This window comes from Mucispirillum schaedleri ASF457, assembly GCF_000487995.2.
Lineage (GTDB): Bacteria > Chrysiogenota > Deferribacteres > Deferribacterales > Mucispirillaceae > Mucispirillum > Mucispirillum schaedleri.
This window is the reverse complement of record NZ_CP097562.1, coordinates 171,286-189,998: the sequence shown is the minus strand read 5'-3', so window position 1 is coordinate 189,998 and position 18,713 is coordinate 171,286. Positions and strand designations below refer to the sequence as shown.

24 protein-coding genes and 1 other RNA gene are annotated in these 18,713 nt (G+C 29.5%); 2 read left to right on the top strand and 23 right to left on the bottom strand.

What is annotated here, in order from left to right; all coding sequences use genetic code 11:
• Window positions 1–47: 47 nt before the first annotated feature.
• The 4 genes from ssrS to N508_RS00980 all read right to left on the bottom strand — a co-directional run bounded on the left by ssrS (window position 48) and on the right by N508_RS00980 (window position 1,467).
• Window positions 48–229: non-coding RNA, 6S RNA (gene ssrS, locus N508_RS00995), on the bottom strand.
• Complete coding sequence (locus tag N508_RS00990; protein WP_023276218.1) at window positions 228–500, bottom strand: cell division protein ZapA; 273 nt, start codon at window positions 498–500, stop codon at window positions 228–230. Before N508_RS00990 ends, ssrS begins: the two co-directional genes overlap by 2 nt.
• 11 nt (window positions 501–511) lie before the next feature.
• Complete coding sequence (locus N508_RS00985; protein ID WP_023276217.1) at window positions 512–730, bottom strand: cell division protein ZapB; 219 nt, start codon at window positions 728–730, stop codon at window positions 512–514.
• 35 nt (window positions 731–765) lie between these two features.
• A complete protein-coding gene (locus N508_RS00980; RefSeq protein WP_023276216.1) occupies window positions 766–1,467 on the bottom strand; it encodes a 7-carboxy-7-deazaguanine synthase QueE in 702 nt (233 codons plus the stop codon).
• A 78-nt stretch (window positions 1,468–1,545) separates the two neighbouring features.
• On the opposite strand from N508_RS00980, the gene N508_RS00975 reads away from it, so the two are divergent.
• Both N508_RS00975 and N508_RS00970 read left to right on the top strand, forming a co-directional pair.
• Window positions 1,546–2,478 (top strand): glycosyltransferase family 2 protein, encoded by a 933-nt coding sequence (locus N508_RS00975; RefSeq protein ID WP_023276215.1) that lies wholly within the window; start codon window positions 1,546–1,548, stop codon window positions 2,476–2,478.
• 67 nt (window positions 2,479–2,545) lie between these two features.
• Window positions 2,546–3,364, top strand: coding sequence for a nitroreductase family protein (locus N508_RS00970; RefSeq protein ID WP_023276214.1), 819 nt, complete (start codon window positions 2,546–2,548; stop codon window positions 3,362–3,364).
• 56 nt (window positions 3,365–3,420) lie between these two features.
• Here N508_RS00970 and N508_RS00965 read toward each other — a convergent pair whose 3' ends face one another.
• From N508_RS00965 to N508_RS00875, 19 genes are all read right to left on the bottom strand, one after another.
• Entirely contained in the window at window positions 3,421–3,735 is a 315-nt protein-coding gene (locus N508_RS00965; RefSeq protein WP_023276213.1) for a TfoX/Sxy family protein, read from the bottom strand.
• Window positions 3,736–3,744: 9 nt separating this feature from the next.
• Window positions 3,745–4,866, bottom strand: coding sequence for an ABC transporter permease (locus tag N508_RS00960; RefSeq protein WP_023276212.1), 1,122 nt, complete (start codon window positions 4,864–4,866; stop codon window positions 3,745–3,747).
• Window positions 4,867–4,868: 2 nt separating this feature from the next.
• Entirely contained in the window at window positions 4,869–5,999 is a 1,131-nt protein-coding gene (locus N508_RS00955) for an ABC transporter permease (RefSeq protein WP_023276211.1), read from the bottom strand.
• Complete coding sequence (locus tag N508_RS00950) at window positions 5,999–6,922, bottom strand: ABC transporter ATP-binding protein (RefSeq protein ID WP_023276210.1); 924 nt, start codon at window positions 6,920–6,922, stop codon at window positions 5,999–6,001. The genes N508_RS00955 and N508_RS00950 overlap by 1 nt, the downstream gene beginning before the upstream one ends.
• A complete protein-coding gene (locus tag N508_RS00945; RefSeq protein ID WP_023276209.1) occupies window positions 6,915–7,835 on the bottom strand; it encodes an ABC transporter ATP-binding protein in 921 nt (306 codons plus the stop codon). Before N508_RS00945 ends, N508_RS00950 begins: the two co-directional genes overlap by 8 nt.
• Before the next feature lie 4 nt (window positions 7,836–7,839).
• Complete coding sequence (locus N508_RS00940) at window positions 7,840–8,625, bottom strand: HlyD family secretion protein (protein ID WP_023276208.1); 786 nt, start codon at window positions 8,623–8,625, stop codon at window positions 7,840–7,842.
• A gap of 97 nt (window positions 8,626–8,722) precedes the next feature.
• Window positions 8,723–10,435 carry a phosphoenolpyruvate--protein phosphotransferase gene (gene ptsP / locus N508_RS00935; RefSeq protein WP_023276207.1) on the bottom strand — a complete coding sequence of 571 codons (1,713 nt, stop codon included), beginning with the start codon at window positions 10,433–10,435 and terminating at the stop codon, window positions 8,723–8,725.
• Window positions 10,432–10,704, bottom strand: a complete 273-nt coding sequence (locus N508_RS00930; RefSeq protein ID WP_023276206.1) for an HPr family phosphocarrier protein — start codon at window positions 10,702–10,704, stop codon at window positions 10,432–10,434. Before N508_RS00930 ends, ptsP begins: the two co-directional genes overlap by 4 nt.
• Before the next feature lies 1 nt (window position 10,705).
• A complete protein-coding gene (locus tag N508_RS00925) occupies window positions 10,706–11,410 on the bottom strand; it encodes a PTS system mannose/fructose/sorbose family transporter subunit IID (RefSeq protein ID WP_023276205.1) in 705 nt (234 codons plus the stop codon).
• Window positions 11,407–12,090 carry a PTS sugar transporter subunit IIC gene (locus N508_RS00920; RefSeq protein WP_023276204.1) on the bottom strand — a complete coding sequence of 228 codons (684 nt, stop codon included), beginning with the start codon at window positions 12,088–12,090 and terminating at the stop codon, window positions 11,407–11,409. Before N508_RS00920 ends, N508_RS00925 begins: the two co-directional genes overlap by 4 nt.
• 7 nt (window positions 12,091–12,097) lie before the next feature.
• Complete coding sequence (locus N508_RS00915) at window positions 12,098–12,574, bottom strand: PTS sugar transporter subunit IIB (RefSeq protein WP_023276203.1); 477 nt, start codon at window positions 12,572–12,574, stop codon at window positions 12,098–12,100.
• On the bottom strand, window positions 12,571–12,972 hold the full coding sequence (locus tag N508_RS00910; protein ID WP_023276202.1) for a PTS sugar transporter subunit IIA: 402 nt from the start codon (window positions 12,970–12,972) through the stop codon (window positions 12,571–12,573). The genes N508_RS00915 and N508_RS00910 overlap by 4 nt, the downstream gene beginning before the upstream one ends.
• 17 nt (window positions 12,973–12,989) lie before the next feature.
• A complete protein-coding gene (gene rapZ / locus N508_RS00905) occupies window positions 12,990–13,835 on the bottom strand; it encodes an RNase adapter RapZ (protein WP_023276201.1) in 846 nt (281 codons plus the stop codon).
• Between the two features lie 82 nt (window positions 13,836–13,917).
• The gene (hpf, locus tag N508_RS00900) at window positions 13,918–14,457 is read right to left on the bottom strand and encodes a ribosome hibernation-promoting factor, HPF/YfiA family (RefSeq protein WP_023276200.1); all 540 of its coding nucleotides are present in this window, start codon (window positions 14,455–14,457) and stop codon (window positions 13,918–13,920) included.
• A gap of 4 nt (window positions 14,458–14,461) precedes the next feature.
• Complete coding sequence (rpoN, locus tag N508_RS00895; protein ID WP_023276199.1) at window positions 14,462–15,934, bottom strand: RNA polymerase factor sigma-54; 1,473 nt, start codon at window positions 15,932–15,934, stop codon at window positions 14,462–14,464.
• The gene (gene lptB, locus N508_RS00890) at window positions 15,934–16,653 is read right to left on the bottom strand and encodes an LPS export ABC transporter ATP-binding protein (RefSeq protein WP_023276198.1); all 720 of its coding nucleotides are present in this window, start codon (window positions 16,651–16,653) and stop codon (window positions 15,934–15,936) included. The genes rpoN and lptB overlap by 1 nt, the downstream gene beginning before the upstream one ends.
• Window positions 16,653–17,150, bottom strand: a complete 498-nt coding sequence (lptA, locus tag N508_RS00885; RefSeq protein WP_040637062.1) for a lipopolysaccharide transport periplasmic protein LptA — start codon at window positions 17,148–17,150, stop codon at window positions 16,653–16,655. The genes lptB and lptA overlap by 1 nt, the downstream gene beginning before the upstream one ends.
• A gap of 18 nt (window positions 17,151–17,168) precedes the next feature.
• Window positions 17,169–17,738: a hypothetical protein gene (locus tag N508_RS00880; protein ID WP_023276196.1), complete on the bottom strand. Its 570-nt coding sequence runs from the start codon at window positions 17,736–17,738 to the stop codon at window positions 17,169–17,171.
• Between the two features lie 3 nt (window positions 17,739–17,741).
• On the bottom strand, window positions 17,742–18,713 hold the full coding sequence (locus tag N508_RS00875; RefSeq protein ID WP_023276195.1) for a KpsF/GutQ family sugar-phosphate isomerase: 972 nt from the start codon (window positions 18,711–18,713) through the stop codon (window positions 17,742–17,744).

Genomic DNA, 18,713 nt, shown 5'->3' with positions numbered 1-18,713 from the left:
TAAAATCTATAAAAATCCGTGTTTTAGTCAAACAACGAAATTATTTTATAACCCCCGCATATGCCGTTCACAACTGACACTGTAGCCTGTTACAAACAGGCGCCGTTCTGTGCTGCTTTAGGCTTTCGGATACAAGTCCGACCTGCACACCACAACATGCATCACGACAATTAATAAAAAAGTGTTGGCTCCAGCATGTCAAAAAGTTTTACAAACACAGCAGGGGATTAGTTATTATTCACTTTTGTAATTAAATCATCTATCTTACTATCAATATTTTCATAATAAGATATAGTTTCTTTTAACTGCTTATTTTCAAGCAGCAATTTATAAGCAACACTAACAGCTGCTTTAACATCAGACCTTAGTTGAGATTTTTTTAAAAATTCATTCATCATATCAGAAAGCTCATTTGCAATATCTTGATAATACTGCTCCTTTCCTTCTGGCACATTAAGAAGCAAATGCTGTCCTAATATTGTTAATTCAAAAGAACTCATATTTCCTCAAACTAAGATTCCAACTTCGCAAGCATAGTTTCTATACGCTTTCTAACAATCTCATTATTTTGTTTTAAAAGACTGTTTTCTGTTTCAATAGTACCTATATGAACTAATAAACTATTATTCTTCTCATACAATAAATCTCTTTCCTGTTTAACAGCATTATATTCTGCAAGCAGCTTATCAAGCTTTTCTTCAAGAATAAGTAATTTATCTTGTATCATCATAAACTAATCTTATCACTATTAAAGTAAAAAGTCAACTATGGTATCGCAAGAATTTTATGTGTTTGAGGAATTATTCTTGCTTCTATATTTTTACTATAATACATATTATATAAGTAATCAATAGTATCTTTTGCTATTATGCTGTCCACAGGCTGAATAATAATATTTTTTATATTATATTTGTTTAACTCCTGTGCTGTATAATCTATAATTTCTTTTGCATTTTCTTTTGGAAGCAGCAGTTTTAAATAATAATCACTATGTTCTAAACTACTTAAAACATCTAATAAAACAGGAAGTTTTTTTAATACTTTTTCAGAATGAGTTTTTATATCAATACTCATAATATCGAAAATATTATCAAGCTCTTGGAAATATTTTGTGATTAATCCACTTGTTTCTAAAAATAGCTTTGCCTTTGACTTGTTTTTTAAAAGATATGCCAGCTTTTTTACAAAGTCATAATGTATTAACGGCTCGCCGCCAGTAATAGAATAACTGTGAAAATTATCCCCCACTCCAAATTCTTTTAAAACAATTTCTGATAATTCTTCTGCAGATACTGGATTATTATATTGTTTATTATTTATTTTAAAATACTCTTTATCCTGTATATCAGTATCACAATAAGGACAGCTAAAAGGACATTGTGAAAGCCTGATAAAAACTTGAGCTGTTCCAATATATTTTCCTTCACCCTGTGTAGAATAAAATACTTCTGATATATTAATTTTCATAGCTACCATCCTATAAATGATTGACAAGTTTATATCAAATGGTATAATTGATATAATAAAAAATTAAAAGTAGATATTATGAGTAATATTGATATTTTAATGGCTTCATATAACTCTGAAAAATATATAGAAAGCCAAATTAATTCTATTTTAAGCCAAACATACAATAATTATCATATATATATTAATGATGACATATCTACTGATAATACATTAAATATATTACAAAATTATAAAAAGCAATATAATAATATTTTTTCCATTAAACAAAATAATGAAAGACTTGGCATTAAAGAAAATTTTTCTGCTTTAATGAATAAATCTAATGCTGATTATATTATGTTTTCTGACCACGATGATGTTTGGTTTAATAATAAAATAGAAATAACATATAATGAAATGACTGCTCTTGAAAAAAAATATTCTTCATCTGTTCCTTTATTAGTATTTACAGACAAACAAGTTACAGATATTAATTTAAATGTAATAAATCCATCACATAATAAAAGTGAAAAACTTAATACAAAAAATATTTCTTTTAGCAGGCTTTTAATGGGAAATGTTGTTTCAGGCTGCACTGTTATGATAAATAAATCATTAAAAAAAATATGCGGTCATATTAATAAAAATGCAATTATGCATGATTACTGGCTTGCTTTAACTGCCGCTTCCTTTGGGCATATCAGTTATATAGATAAACCAACGATGTATTACAGACAGCATGATAATAACACTTTTGGTGCAAAAACATATTCAATGAAATATGCTTTTAAAAAAATAAAAGAAGGCAGAAAAAATATGCAGCAGGCTGTTTTTAACAATATTATTCAGGCAGAAAGTTTTTTAAACCAGTATGAAAACATATTAAACAGTAATAACAAAAAAATATTAAATGAATTTATCAACCTTAAAAATAAAAGAAACTTATATTTTATTAATAGTGTTATAAAAAATAGCTTTTATAAGTCTGGATTTTTAAGAAATACAGGTTTATTTTTTGCGTTTTTATAATTTTTTATTGTAATAAACTAATTTTTTATATATAAAAGATAAAAATATGTATCATTTGGGAGGAATTATGCCATTTTTTCACCTTGATAAAGAGAAATGCAAAAAAGATGGAATATGTTCAGCAGTATGTGTAACAGGAATTATTAAAAATGATGATAATCATTCCCCATATATTAATGAAAAAAATGCTTATAAATGTATTTCCTGCGGTCTGTGCGTAGCTTTCTGCCCACATGAAGCATGTTATGTAGAAAATTTAGACCCTGCACAATTCAGTAAAGTAAATAAAGATACACTTGCTTCATCTGAACAGCTGGATACTTTTATAAAAACAAGAAGAAGTGTGCGTATTTTTAGAAAAAATGCTGTAGATGATGAAACACTTAATAAAATTATGGATAATGTAAGATATGCTCCTTCTGCAAAAAATACACATAATAACAGGTGGATTATTACTAAATCAAGAGAAGAAACTGTTAAACTTGGTGATTTAGTTGTTAAATATATGCAGGAACATATATTAGAAATGCCAGAAGAACATGCACTGCATTATAAACTTTTATGCAGAGCATATCAAAGTGGAAAAGATGTTATTATGAGAGATGCACCGCATATTATTGTTGCAGTTCTTCCAGATAAATATGAATGGAAAGCTGAAGATGGCAGCACAGCACTTGCATATTTTGAGCTTTCTACCCATGCTCACAATATTGGCTGTGTCTGGGCTGGTTATTTTACAAGTGTTGCAAGAGTATATAAACCATTAAGAGATGCTTTAGGTATTAAAGATGATGAATATATTGCTGGTGCACAGCTTTTTGGTAACCCTGTATATAAAACACGCCAGATAACATCAAGAAAACCTAATAATATTAGTTATATATAAAAATTTTAAACCTTATAAATTTTAATTAATTTATAAGGTTTATGTTTACTTTTTAACTATTTTTTCTTTTTTGGAAATGGCAGTCTGTCATATAAAAAATTAAATATATTTGCTAAATATTCACTATCTTCTAAATTATCAGCCACTACCATATCTTTTGCATTTGGATAAGGTTTTTCAAGAATAAATTCATCCATAATAGATGAAAGATTATCAGTATTTTTTAGAAGAAGTCTGTTATCATAAATACCTGCAATATTTTTACCTTCATAATATATAAGATACTCACCCATCATAGATTTATATGTTATATTATCTAAATTTGATAAACAGTCTAAAATAAAATTAAGATATTCTTTTGATGAAGACATAAAATCTCTCTAATTTAATTTTTTTCTTAAATATAAAGCTGCAAGACCAATATATAACACACTTAATATAAATAATGCAAATACAGGGTCTTGAAGCCTGTCAAAATAAAGACCTTTTAAAAATACACCTACAATTATATCAAGATAATACCGCATTGGGTTAATATATGTTACCCACTGTATTACTTCTGGCATATTTACTATTGGAAATGCAAAGCCAGAAAGAAGTATTACTGGGAATATTATCATAAACATACTCATTGTTGCCTGCTGCTGAGTAGCACTGATTGCAGAAATTAAAAGACCAATACCTAATGTACACATTATATATAAAACTGATGCAAAAAGCAGCAGTGAAAAACTGCCTGTTACTTTTATACCAAACCAAAATACAGAAATAGCAATGATTAATAATACATCAATAAAACTCACTATAGCAAATGGTATACTTTTACCTATAATAAACTCCCATGCAGTTATAGGGCTTACTGTAAGCTGCTCTAATGTGCCAGATTCCTTTTCCTGCACTATAGCCATACCTGAAAGCATTACTGTAACAATAATTAAAAGCATAGCAAGCATAGATGGCACAAAGAAATTTTTACTTTCAAAATTATTATTAAACCATGTTCTATACTCTACATCTACTCCCATACTGTTTTTATAACCAGTTTTACTTTCAATATATTCTGTATTATATTTTGTAATAAGGTTCACAATATATCCTGAAGCCATACCTGCATTAACAGAGTTGGTAGCATCTAAAATCACCTGCACAGGTGCTGTTTTGTCATTTTTAAGCTGCACAGAAAATCCTTTTGGAATAACTATTATCATTAATGCTTTGCCACCAAGCACAAGTTCTTCTGCCTGATGCATATTAGCAGCTGAAACTGGTGTAAATATATTGCTTGAAAAAAAAGAATCAATAAATTCATTACTTTCTATAGAATTATCCATATTAACAACTGCTGTTTTTACTTCCTTCAAATCCATATTAACTGCATAACCAAGTAAAACAGCCTGTATTATTGGCACAGCAATAATTATTATACGCATTTTTTTATCGCGAATAAGGTAAATAAACTCTTTATAAAGCATCGCTATTAATCGGTTCATTATATTTTTCATAATTATGCTCTCAATTTAAATAACAGTCTGCACAGCACAAGCAGTATGACAGAATAAAATATTAAAAAGCCTGCATTAACATATAAATATTCTATTCCAACACCTTTTAAATAAAGTCCCCTTAAAATATCTACAAAATATCTTGCTGGGAAAAGATATGTTATCCATTGAATAACTACAGGCATATTATTAATATCAAAAACAAATCCTGAAAGTAAAAATGCTGGAAGCATTGTTGTTGTTGTTGTTACCTGACTTGATGCTAACTGGCTTTTCATAACAATACTTACAAAAATACCAAAAGAAAGCATACACATTAAAAATATTGTTGCAAATAAAAATACTAATAATGTATTTCCCATTAAAGGAACATGGAAAAGAAACTCTCCCATAAATATATATATAATAACATCTATTAAGCCTATTAAAAAATAAGTTAAAAGTTTCCCTGTTATTACTTCCCCTTCTGTAACAGGTGTAGGGATAAGCTGCTCCATTGTGCCTGTTTCCCATTCACGAGAAATAGTTAAAGATGTTAAAAAACCAGCAACAACTGACATAATAATAGCAACTAGACCAGGAAAAAGATAGTTTACACTTCTCATATCTTCATTAAACCAGTATCTAATCTCAGGAATAACTTTTCCAAAAGAAACATTTATCTGATTATTTCTTAAAATATATTCTATAAATGACTTATTATACTGAGCAGTAATACCTGCCACATAATTCATAATGGATGACGCTGTTGTAATATCACTGCCATCAATAATTACCTGAACTTTTGTATTATAATTTGTATTCAGCTCTTTTTCAAAATCACTTTTAATTACAAGTATCATTTTGATTTTATTTGTATCAAGCAGATATTCTGCTTCTTTGTAAGTAGATAAATGATAGTTCACATTAAATGCACTGGTTGCATTAAAATTTGCAGTATATTCTCTGCTTTTTTCACTGTTAGAAAAATCAAGAACACCTATACTTACATTTTCCACATCAAGCTTTAACGCATATCCAAAAAGTATAAGAAGTATGACAGGCACAAGGATTATAACCATAAGACTTCTAATATCACGGAACAGATGAATAAATTCTTTATAGCTGATAGCTTTTATTCTTCTTATACTCATTAGTTTTGACCTCTTGCAAAGCTAACAAACACATCTTCTAATACAGCTTCTGCCTGTTCAACAATATAGCCTTTATAGCCATTTTTATCTAAATATTTCATTATATCATCAGGTGTTAAATTAGATGATAAAATACGAATAGAATCAGAAAGCAGCCCAACATCAAAAACATTTTCCATTCTTAGTATAGCTTGAGCTACATCATATAACCCAAACCCTTTAATTTTATAAACATTCCATATCATTTTAGTTGTTTTAAGCTCTTCTGGTGTGCCTATTTCTTTTAATGTTCCAGAACTAATCATTGCTATTCTATCACAATATTCGGCTTCATCCATATAGTGAGTTGTTACAAATATTGTAACACCAATTGATGCAAAATTATAAATTAAATCCCAAAAATTGCGTCTTGATACAGGGTCAACACCTGATGTAGGTTCATCCAGAAAAATAATCTGTGGTTTATGAATAATAGCACATGCTAAAGAAAGCCTTTGCTTTATACCAGATGAAAGACTTTTAGTTTTCACATGCTCATAGCCATTTAATTTTACCTGCTCAACAGCTTCATTTACTGCATCATTTATATTTTTACCTGCAACAGAATATAATTTTGCAAAAAATTTCATATTTTCATAAACTGTAAGCTCACCATATAAAGAAAATTTTTGACTCATATAGCCAATATTCTGCCTGACCATTCCGGGATTTTTTAAAACATCATATCCTGCAATAATGCCTGTGCCTGATGTGGGCGGTAAAATACCGCATAACATTCTAATAGTAGTAGACTTACCTGCACCATTTGCACCTAAAAAACCAAAAATTTCACCTTTATTCACATCAAAAGTAACATCTGATACAGCAGTAAAATCACCAAATTTTTTTGTTAGATTTTTAACAGAAACAGCAATATTATCCATTTATATCACCTTTATATGTAAGGTATGTAAAAATGTCTTCTAACGAAGGATATATTACTGATATTTCATAATTGTTATTTAATAATGTTTTAAGACTTTCTGCATAATTTCTGCCCTTTGGAGCATGTATATGTAAAGCTGAGCCAAAAGACCATATTTGACCATATTTTGCAGGTATCATATCTATTATGTTGCGGACTGTTTCCCCTTTTATTTCTATAACATCAATTTCAGGAAGTGACTGAAGATATTCTAAATGACCGCCTGCAATAACACATCCTTTATTCATTAAGTTAATAGTATTGCATCTTTCTGCCTCGTCAAGATAACTTGTAGCATATACAATAGCTGTGCCGTCTGAAGCAAACCTGTTTAATATCTGCCAGAATTCTCTGCGAGATACAGGGTCTACACCATTTGTAGGCTCATCTAAAATTAATACTTTTGGTTCATGGATTAAGGCACAGCACAATGCAAGCTTCTGTTTCATACCACCTGAAAGCCTGCCTGCAAGCCTTGAACGAAACTGATACATTCCACTTGCTGTTAAAAGCATTTTTTTTCTATCATCTATTTCCGATTTAGGAACACCCTGCAAATCTGCAAAGAAATTAATATTTTCTTCTACACTCATATCAATATACAAACCAAATTTCTGGCTCATATAACCAATACTTTTTCTTGCTCCGCGGTAATCAGTTAAGGCATTTACACCATTAATGAATAATGTGCCACTGTCAGGAAGTGAGACAGTAGATAATATACGCATAGCTGTAGTTTTGCCTGCACCATCAGGACCTACAATACCAGAAATTTCTCCCTGCTTAACTGATAGAGAAAAATCTACTAACGCATGGTTATCTCCAAAAGATTTTGATAAGTTTTCAGAAATAATCAATTCTGATTTAGGCATTAGATTATTCCTCTAAAAATGCATCTGCTGGAATACCTGGTTTTAAGATACCTTTTGTATCTGCAATTTCTATTTTAACTTTATAAACAAGTTTTACTCTTTCTTCTGTAGTATAAATCTGTTTTGGAGTAAACTCTGCTTTATCAGAAATGAAAACAACTTTGCCTTCAAATTTTTCATTTGGCATACTGTCAATTTTTATTATCATTTTTTGACCTAATTTAACAGTGTCAGTTTTTGTTTCAGGAAGATATGTTCTAAGCCACAGTTTATTTGGATCTCCAATAGAAAATACAGGTGCTCCTGCTGCAATAACTTCCCCTTCTTCTTTATAAGCAGCTAAAATTATACCATCTAATGGTGAATTAAGTTTAGTATATGATAACTGATAATTAGCCAACTCTCTGTTTGCAGAAGCAGCATCTAACTGAGCCTGAGTTTTCTCTAATAAATTATTATTAGTTGTGCCTGATTTTTTTAAAGTGGCTTTTAATTCTTCTAATCCCCATTTAGCTGCTTCTTCATTAGCTTGTGCCATTTTTTGCTGTGTTAAATATGTTTCATTATTTAATTCTGCAAGAAGCTGGTCTTTTTTAACAGACATACCTTCTGAAAAATATCGGTGAGAAATAGTGCCAGATACTTTAAAAGCAACATCAACCTGTGTCATCTGTATTTCGCCAGAAAGTTTAAAAACACTATCAGCTTTTTTATATAAATATCTATATCCAGCAAAAAATCCTATTGCCAATACTGCAATAACAATAAGTAAAATAATCACTTTTTTCATAATTCACCTAAACATAAAATATATTATTATTACTAAATACTATATATTTCAACCTTTATTATAAATAGAATTATATTATTTGTCAAATATATATTTATTAATCAGACAAAATTTGTTTCCCATTAAAATCAGTAATTAATGCTTCAATTTCATCTATTGTATCACAGCTTAATAATATATTTACAAAACTTTTACAGTCATCAGCACTAAAAGTTGAAAGCATTTTTCTTATCATATAAGAAGAGCGAGGATTCATACTAAATGAGCGGTATCCAAGCCCAATTAATACTGCAATATACCTGCCATCACCTGCCAGTTCTCCGCATATTGATATTGTTTTACCTGATTCAGAAACTTTATCATAAATATTTTTTAAAGTGCAAAGAATTGCAGGATGCACAGGCGAATAAAGGCTGCTTACATCTTCATTATTTCTATCTACACAAATCATATATTGAATCAGGTCATTTGTTCCTACACTAAAAAAATCTGCATATTTAATAAATCTGTCAATTGCAGCAGCAGTAGATGGCACTTCAATCATTATTCCAACAGGTATATTATCCCTGTATGGAATATTCATTTCCTGTAATCGTTTTTTTTCATTTTCAATAATAGATTTTACTTCCAGCAGTTCATCAACTGATGATATCATAGGCAGCAGCAGTCGTATATCACCAGAAGTGCCGGCTCTTAAAACAGCCCTTATTTGTGCAGCAAAAAAATCTCTGTATTTCATACTGTATCTTACAGCTCTAAGACCAAGTGCTGGGTTTTCTTCTATAGAATTTGGCATAAACCTGCTTATTTTATCTCCGCCTAAATCAAAAGTTCTTATTACAAGTGGTTTATTATGTAAAACATGTAGTGCTGTTTTATATATATTATACTGTTCTTCTTCTGATAAAAGTCCATTATTTATATATAAAAATTCAGTTCTGTAAAGCCCTACTCCATTTAATCCATGCACATTAATATAGGTTAATTCATCATTACTGTTAATATTTGCATATAATGAAACTATGCTGCCGTCTTTTGTTTTACAAGTTGTATCATGCTCATATTTTACTGAATATAAGAAATTATCATAGTCATCTTTTTTCTTTTTATATTTTTGTAATGTTGTTTCATCTGGATTAATAGAAACATAACCTAAAAAGCCATCAACAATAACTGTATCACCAGTTTTTATGACTGTATCTGTATGTTTAATATTAGAAACTGCAACGATACCTGATTCTCTTACAATTATACTTTTATGGTTCATTTTATTGCCTGATGAAGAAACAAACCCTTTTACTTTCTTTTTTATCATTGCATCAATATCTGAAACAGTAAAATCATTAAATATTAAAATAGAATTTTCATCTGCTTCTTCAATATTTTCTACAACAATATTTGACATATAACGAACAAGATACATATATATATCTTTTATATCATGCATTCTTGCCTGAAAATACTCATTATCTGAAATGGAAAGCTTATTCATTAAATTATCAGTTATTTTTTTTAAAGCATACTCTGCATTAACTTTTTCTTCTTTAATCATTGATACAGCTTTTCCAATAAATGATTCATCAGTTAAAAGAAGTTTATAAACATCATAAAGCTCTTTATATCTTTTACTTAAAAGCTGCATCTGGTCTAAAAGTTTTGATGTATGAGAAACAGCAGTATACAGTTTTTCTATTTCAGTATCAGTATCCTGTGTTCTATATCCTTTAACACTGATTTTATCACGGCATATAACTAATGCTTTACCAATAGCAATACCATTTGATATTACTGCTCCCTTTTTAATAATCAAGACATTTCTCCAAAACTATTCTCTATTAATTGCTGCAATTCTTCACTGCACTGAGCAGCTTCTTTTCCATAAATATTTATTTCTACTACAGAGTTCTGAGTAATAGATAAAGATATAACATCTATTAAATGCTTTATATTCACTTTATCACCATGAAAAACTATATATGCTTCTGCATCATATTTATTAACAGTTTTTACCAATAATGCAGCAATGCGTGCATGTATTCCTAATTTATTTTTAATAACTGCTTCAAATGTATAGCTCATATTACACTCCAAACAATAACAGCACTCCAAGTATTGTAGTTACAATTATTAATTCAAGTGGTCCTCTCACCCATTTAGAAATTATTATGCCTACAATAAATAATAAAACTAATTTAACAAAATGTATAAATCCTTCGTAATATTGATATTTAATCAAATAAGCTATTACAATTCCTGCCATAAATGTAGTCATTGCATCAAAAACAGTGCTCCACCTGTTAAAGCCTATTTTATTAAATAAAAATATTACATTTGCACCAAATGTATATCCATAATAAAAACCAAGCACTCTAAAAACTATGTTAAATAAATTAAAAACAACAAGGTATAAAATTATTAATAATACAGGATTTACTACTATTGCCCATATTGAAACAAAAAAAGCAAAAGGTCTTAATGAATGCCAAAAAAAAGTATCACCTAATGCTGCCAAAGCTGATGAATAAATTTTATCATAATCCCCTATTTTACTTTTTTCCTGAGTTTCTTTTAATAAAAGACCTAAAATAAAAGTCACTAAATAAGGGTTTGTATTAAAATAATAAAGTGGTGAAGAATCAAAATCTGACGGCAGTTCTGTTTTATTATTTCTAAAAAAATCTTTTAAAAGCCATCTGAAACCAGTTCCCTGCATATTTGTAATATTCCAGTTGCCCTGATAAAACAAACTTTTTAAAAGCGTTGGAAATATAATTAATTTTCTCATATTATCCACCAGCCTGCAGCTATACCTAATGCCAGCAGCAATACTTTATATATTCTATTAATAATCAAAAACCTTAATAAATAACCAGACATAAAAGCAGCTATAATTATCAGAGCAACAACTGGCTTATAAAGATCAGTAAAATAAATCTCAAAATTATTCATAATATTGATAAATATTAAAACAATAATAAGTCCTGCATTATAAACTATAACACCACGAACAAAAGCTAAAAAAATTCCTAAAGCAATCAGTTCATTTTCATTGCCTGCTTTATTATTAACAACACTTTTTTGGACAAGGTATCTGTTTATTTCTCTAAACCATTTATCTGATAAAGTAACAGGATATATTAAAAGAGAAACAATAAAAATGACAGTCAAAATATTAAAAGCATCAGGGCTTACATATCCAATAAGAACAGCAGATGCTCCAGCATAACCTCCAAATGAATCATCATGAACAATAGTTGTCCCAACAGGCACTTCAAGCATGCCAATAAATTCAAATATAAGCCCTATCATCAGTGCTGCATAAATATCATTAAATACTATACCAATAATTCCAGAAACTATAATAGGTCGGGAAATCATTATGTTTAAACCTGCAAACCTGTCTACTGAAATAAACCCTGAAAAAATAATAAGAAATATTATCTGCCAAATAGATATTTCTCCCATACAGCACCTACGCTCTTTTATGATTGGAAAAAATTACAGGCTTTTCCCACGGCACTTTATGGAAGTAAATATCATAATTTTCAGATAAAATTTGTAATTTTTGAAAATCATTTAATGATAAAAATACACTGTCATTAATACAAACCTCATGAGTGATATCTGCAACACAGCCTATATTAAAATATATATTTGATGAAAAAGTTTCTTTTATTTTTAATAAATCATCAACAGAGCCAAGCAAAATTAATGTAAATTTTTTCTTGTTTTTAAGATAAGGTTTCTTCTCACAAAAATCATTTACAGTATATACAGAGAATTTTGAGCCAGAAGGAAGAGTGCTTTGATAAATAGATGCACGAATACTATCATTAGCTATAATATCATTAACAATCATAATATCTTTAATATGCAGATAATTTACCCAGCCCTCTAATACCTGACCATGTATAAATCTATCATCTACTCTGTATATTATATGTTTCATTTTGTATTAAGTAATTCTCCTGCAACTTTTATACTATTTCGTCCAGCTGCTGCTGATTCTTTAGCTATTTGGTCAAGAGTGTTAGAACTATCCATACGCATAGTGAATGCTTTTAAAAGCATTGGCAGATTAACGCCAGATATAACTTCAACCATATCTTTATCTAAATATGCCATTGAGATATTAGAAGGACTTCCTCCAAACATATCTGTAAATACAAGACAGCATTCCATTTTATACTGCTTTAAAATATCCTCTAATTTTAAAGAAGCATCATTCATTGATACTCCACCTTGTATAGATATAACTTCTACTTTATCCTGCCTTCCAATAATCATTTCAGCAGCATGAAGAAGCTCCTCACCAAACATTCCATGTGTTAATATAACAATTACCATATCAAACCCTTTAATCTTTATTTATCAATATCTCTGTGTTTAATCCTTATATTACATGAATTATTAGATAATGCAGCTGCTAAATTTTCAACAACAGTTACAGACCTGTGTTTTCCACCTGTGCAGCCAATAGATATATTAAAATATTTTTTACCCTCTATAACATATAAAGGAATAAGCATATTCACCATATCTGTAAGCTTTTCCATAAATTTATGATAACTTTCATCAGCTTTCACATACTCCTGCACTTCCTCATTTAAGCCTGTCATAGTTCTAAGACCATCGTCAAAATGCGGGTTACGCATAAAACGGACATCAAACATCATATCTGCATCAGTAGGCACACCATTTTTAAACCCAAAAGACTGCAGTGTAACTATAAAATCATTTGCATGTATAGCAAAAATACTGATTATTTCTTTTGTTAAATCATGAATACTTTTATTATCAGTATTTAAAACAATATCAGAAATATCTTTTACATTACCCATCAATGTAATTTCTTTTTTAATAGATTCTGAAACATCACTTCCTAATGGATGTTTGCGTCTTGTTTCTTTATACCTTTTAATTAAAGTTTCACTTGATGCATCCATAAAAATAGATGTTGCATTGTATTTGTCTTTAAGCATCTTAATAAACTGATAAACTAAATTGATATCTTTTGCTCTTGAATCTATAACAAAAGCTACCTTTGTAATACCATTATCTAGACTATAAAAAAGTTCTACTACTTTTTCAAGAATAGGCAGCGGCACATTATCAATAGTATAATATCCTAAATCTTCAAATACTTTTGCAGCATGAGATTTACCTGCACCAGAAAGACCTGTTATGATTATTATGGAAAGGTTATTCATAAAAATTCCTGTAAATCAAGGATTAAATAAATATTATAAAAAGTGTGACTGATTTTCAGCCACACTTATATCATTCATATTATTATGGTTCAATAATACCAACTTTACCGTCGTCTCTTTTATAGACAACATTAATTTCAGAATTTTCTGCATTGCGGAAAACAAAAAAGTTTTTATTCATTAAATCCATCTGCATAATAGCTTCTTCAATATCCATTGGTTTTGCTGGTATTTGTTTAGAAATAACAACAGTTGGTTCTTCTATGGCATGTTCTTCATTATAGTCATAAACACTAAGTTTTAAATCTTCCATAGATTCTCTGTTTTCTATATTTTTACGAGATATAAGTTTTTCTTTATATTTGACAACCTGCCTTTCTATTTTATCAACAGCCATATCAATAGAAGCATACATATCTTCAGATTTTTCTATCCCTTTTAAAAACATTCCTTTTACATTTACAAATATTTCTGCAATATGCATATTTTTTTCAACATTCAGATTAACATGAATATCCATCTTATCATCAAAATATTTTGCTATTCTTTGGATTTTCTTTTCAGAATAATCTCTGATAGCATCTGTAAGAGTAATGTGTTTTGCATTAACTGTAATATTCATAATATTACCTCCTTAGCCTTCTTCTTTGCGACATTGTTGGAATATTCATCTCATCTCTATATTTCGCAACAGTGCGTCTTGCAATTTTTATACCTTTTTCTTCCATTAACTCTACTATTCGCTGGTCGGAAAGACAGACTTCTTTATCTTCTTCGTCAATCAGCTCTTTTATTTTTTGTTTTATAACACCTATTGACATATCGCCATCTTGACTTTCAAGGCTTTTAGAAAAAAATGATTTAAGCTCTATCAAGCCATGTTTTGTCATAGCATACTTACCAGAAGTTACACGGCTGACTGTTGACTCATGAAGCCCTGTAGATTCTGCAATATCTTTTAATTTTAAAGGTTTCAGCATACTTATACCATACTGCAAAAATTCTCCCTGAAAACCTACAATAGATTTGACAACTTTATATATAGCTTTCTGCCTTTTTTGCAGGCTTTCAATTACCCATACAGCATTTTTTACTTTATCCTTAATATAAGTTTTTGCTTCGCTGTCTAAATTACTACCCTGCAGCATTTTTATGTAGTAATTATTAAGCCTTATATTAGGAATACCTTTTTCATTAACTATTATATCAAAACTTTCTTCATTTGGCACTATAAAAACATCTGGTGTAATAAATTTTGTATCACTGCCTGAAAAATTAAGCCCGGGACGCGGGTCAGTTTTTTTAATCAACTGCAGTAAATAATCAAAAGTATCTCTTTCAATACTCATACCTTTTAATATATCATCATATTTAAAAGCTGCAAGTTCTGCAGAATAGCCAGCTAATAATTCTTCAGCTAAATCAACATATACAGCATCACAGTTCATATCTTTGATTTGAACAATAACACATTCCTGCAGGCTGGATGATGCAATACCTGATGGAGTAAAAGTTTTTATTATATCTAAAACTTTTTCAAATAAACTTTCTTCCACACTAAGTTCGCTGCAAGCATCTTTTATATCTATTCTAAAATATCCATCTTCTGAAAGATTACCAATAATATACTCACCAATAAGTCTTTCTTCTTTATCAATAATATTAATATTTAACTGATACATTAAATGCTCATAAAGAGATTCTTTTGCACCAATGACCTGCTCTATATCAAAACTATTTTCATCATTTGTAGATTTATAACTTATATCATCAAGTTTTTCATATCCTATATATTCTTCCCAGTCATCACCAGTAACTTTTTCAACAAGATTATCAAGATTTTTATCTTTATCCTGAGTATCTTCTATATCTTCAGATAAATTATTACTTTCATTATTATCAAAATCATATAAATCATCACTGCCATCATCTTCAACAGCTTCTAATACAGGGTTTTCTTCTAAAATATTAGAAAGCTCCTGCTCAAGCTCCACTATTGGCATTTGCAGAATAGCAAGAGACTGTTTCATTTGTGGTGTAATAAAAACAGTAGTCTGCAGTGTATTTTTTATATCAAGATTCTGATTTAAATTATTCATTAAATAGAAAATCCTTTTCCTAAATATTTATCAATTACATCTTTATTTGAAAGTATATCATTTGGTGAGCCCTGTGTAAGCACACTTCCTTCTGTAATAATATACCCTCTATCAGTTATTTTTAATGTATCACGGACATTATGGTCAGTAATTAAAACACCTATATCTCTGTCTTTTAAAGAATATACCATTTCTTGAATATCTGCAACAGAGATAGGGTCAATACCTGCAAAAGGTTCATCAAGCAGAATAAAATCAGGCTCAGTTGCTAAACATCTGGCAATTTCTACACGCCTTCTCTCACCACCTGATAAAGCATATCCATAACTCTTTGCAACATGATTTAAGTGAAATTCACTTATAAGCACATCTGCTCTTTCTTTCCTGACTTTATTATTATCATAAGTAAATTCTAATGCAGCCATAATATTATCATACACTGTCATTTTTCTAAATACTGATGCTTCCTGTGGAAGATAACCAATACCAGCTTTACATCTTTTATACATTGGAAGTTTAGTAATATCTTCACCATCTAATATGATAGAGCCTTTTTCTGGTTTTAAAAGCCCTACAATCATATAAAATGATGTGCTTTTACCTGCACCATTTGGGCCAAGAAGCCCAACAATTTCACCTTTGCTTATATTTAAAGAAACACTATTTACAACAGTTCTTTTCTTAAAAGATTTTTTAAGGTCTTTTACTTCTAAAGCCACTATTTTTTACCCTCATTTTCAGGTTTAAATATTATTGTTACCCGTTTTTCTGTTCCTTTATCAACTACAATGCGTTCTTCTTCATAATATATAAAAACTTTTTCACCTTCAAGATAATTTTCACCCTGCCATACTTTTACATCACCAGTAATAACTGCAACTTTTTTATTATGGTCTAAATCTGCTCTTTTTGAAATAGAAACAATATCATCACTTTTAAAGTTTACATTTCCAGTGCATTGTATTTTAGAAACATCCATATCTTTATTAAGAAATACTACTATATCATCAGAAGTAAGTGTATAGTTATCACTGACAGCTACCACATTACCATGAAAAGTTGATTTGCGTTCAGTTCCATAATACCGCATCTCATTTGCCTGTATTTTAACAGGCGATGTTGGTTTGATAGTTTTATTTTTTATATCTGCTCCCATAAAAAATGGTGCTGATAAAATAAGTATTAATATTATAAAATACTTATGGTTATAATACATATTATTCACCATATTACATTATTCTTGAGATGGTTTATATTCTACTGTAACATTATCTTTAAAGATAATAAAGTTATTATTTGCATCAAATTCAACAATTTTTGATGATATAGCATTATTATCCTGATAAATTGTTACACCATTTTTAACAATACCTTTGCCTTCTGTATAATCATATTCTAATATACCAGAGGGACCTGTTGTAAATGTCATATTATCCATATGCCCAGTTATATTATCATAAACTTTTAAGAATCTTTGAGAAAGATATTCACCTCGTGAAGCCTTCGCATCAATTGCAAAATCTTTGCTGGTATAAAGTAAATCAAGGTTAATTAAATCAAGATTGTAGTCAATAATATTTACATTACCATGCTTAGATTTTAATTTTACATATGTATTATTATCAATAACATATAATAAATCAATTTCTTTCATTTTAACAATATTTTTTAAAAGGTCAGATTGATATGGAACCATATCTTCATCTTCTCTTATAATGATAACTACTATAACAACAGCAAATATCAGCAGAGAAATAACCAAAAAAACATTAATTATTCTTCGTCTGCCTTTAAAAGTTAACATAGATTATACTAATCCAAACTTTAATAAATCCTGAAAATGAATTATACCCTCAGGATGCTGCTCTTTATCAATAATAAATAATGAAGATATTTTATATTCTTCCATAATATGAAGAGCTTTTGCAGCAAGCTCATATTTTACAATCATTTTAGGACTGCGTGTCATAATTTCAGGAACTTTTAACTGATGAACTGATGAATATTTAGATATAGCCCGTCTTAAATCACCATCAGTTATAATACCTGTAAGTTTATTATTATTATCTACAACAGCAGTGCAGCCAAATTTTTTCTCATTTATTTCTTTGACAGCATTTTCTACAGTATCATTTTCATTTACAACAGGCACAGCATCACATGTGTGCATTAAGTCACCTACTGTAGTAAGCAGTCTTTTACCAAGTGAGCCTGATGGGTGAAACATTGCAAAATCTTCTGCTTTAAATCCACGACATTCAACAAGAGCAACAGCTAAAGCATCACCTATTGCTAAAGCTACAGTCGTACTTGCAGTGGGTGCAAGGTTTAAAGGACATGCTTCTTTTCCAACTGATGCATCAAGAATACAGTCGCTTTCTCTGCCTAATGTAGAATCAGCCTTACCAACTATTGAAATTAATTTTGAACCAAGTCTTTTAATTAATGGCAAAAGCACTTTCATTTCGTCAGTTTCCCCACTGTTAGAGATACCTATTACCACATCACCTTTTACAAGCATACCTAAATCACCATGCATACCCTCTGCTGGATGCATAAAAAAAGCAGGTGTTCCTGTGCTTGCTAATGTTGCAGCTATTTTTTTACCAATAATACCTGATTTTCCCATTCCAATAACCACAACTCTGCCTTTACAGCCTAAAATTATATTAACAGCCTGAGCGAAACTTTCTGATAAGCTGTTCATAGCTTTTTTCATAGCTTCTATTTCTATTTGAAAAGTATTTATTCCAAAATTAATTATATCTTTGTTATCCAT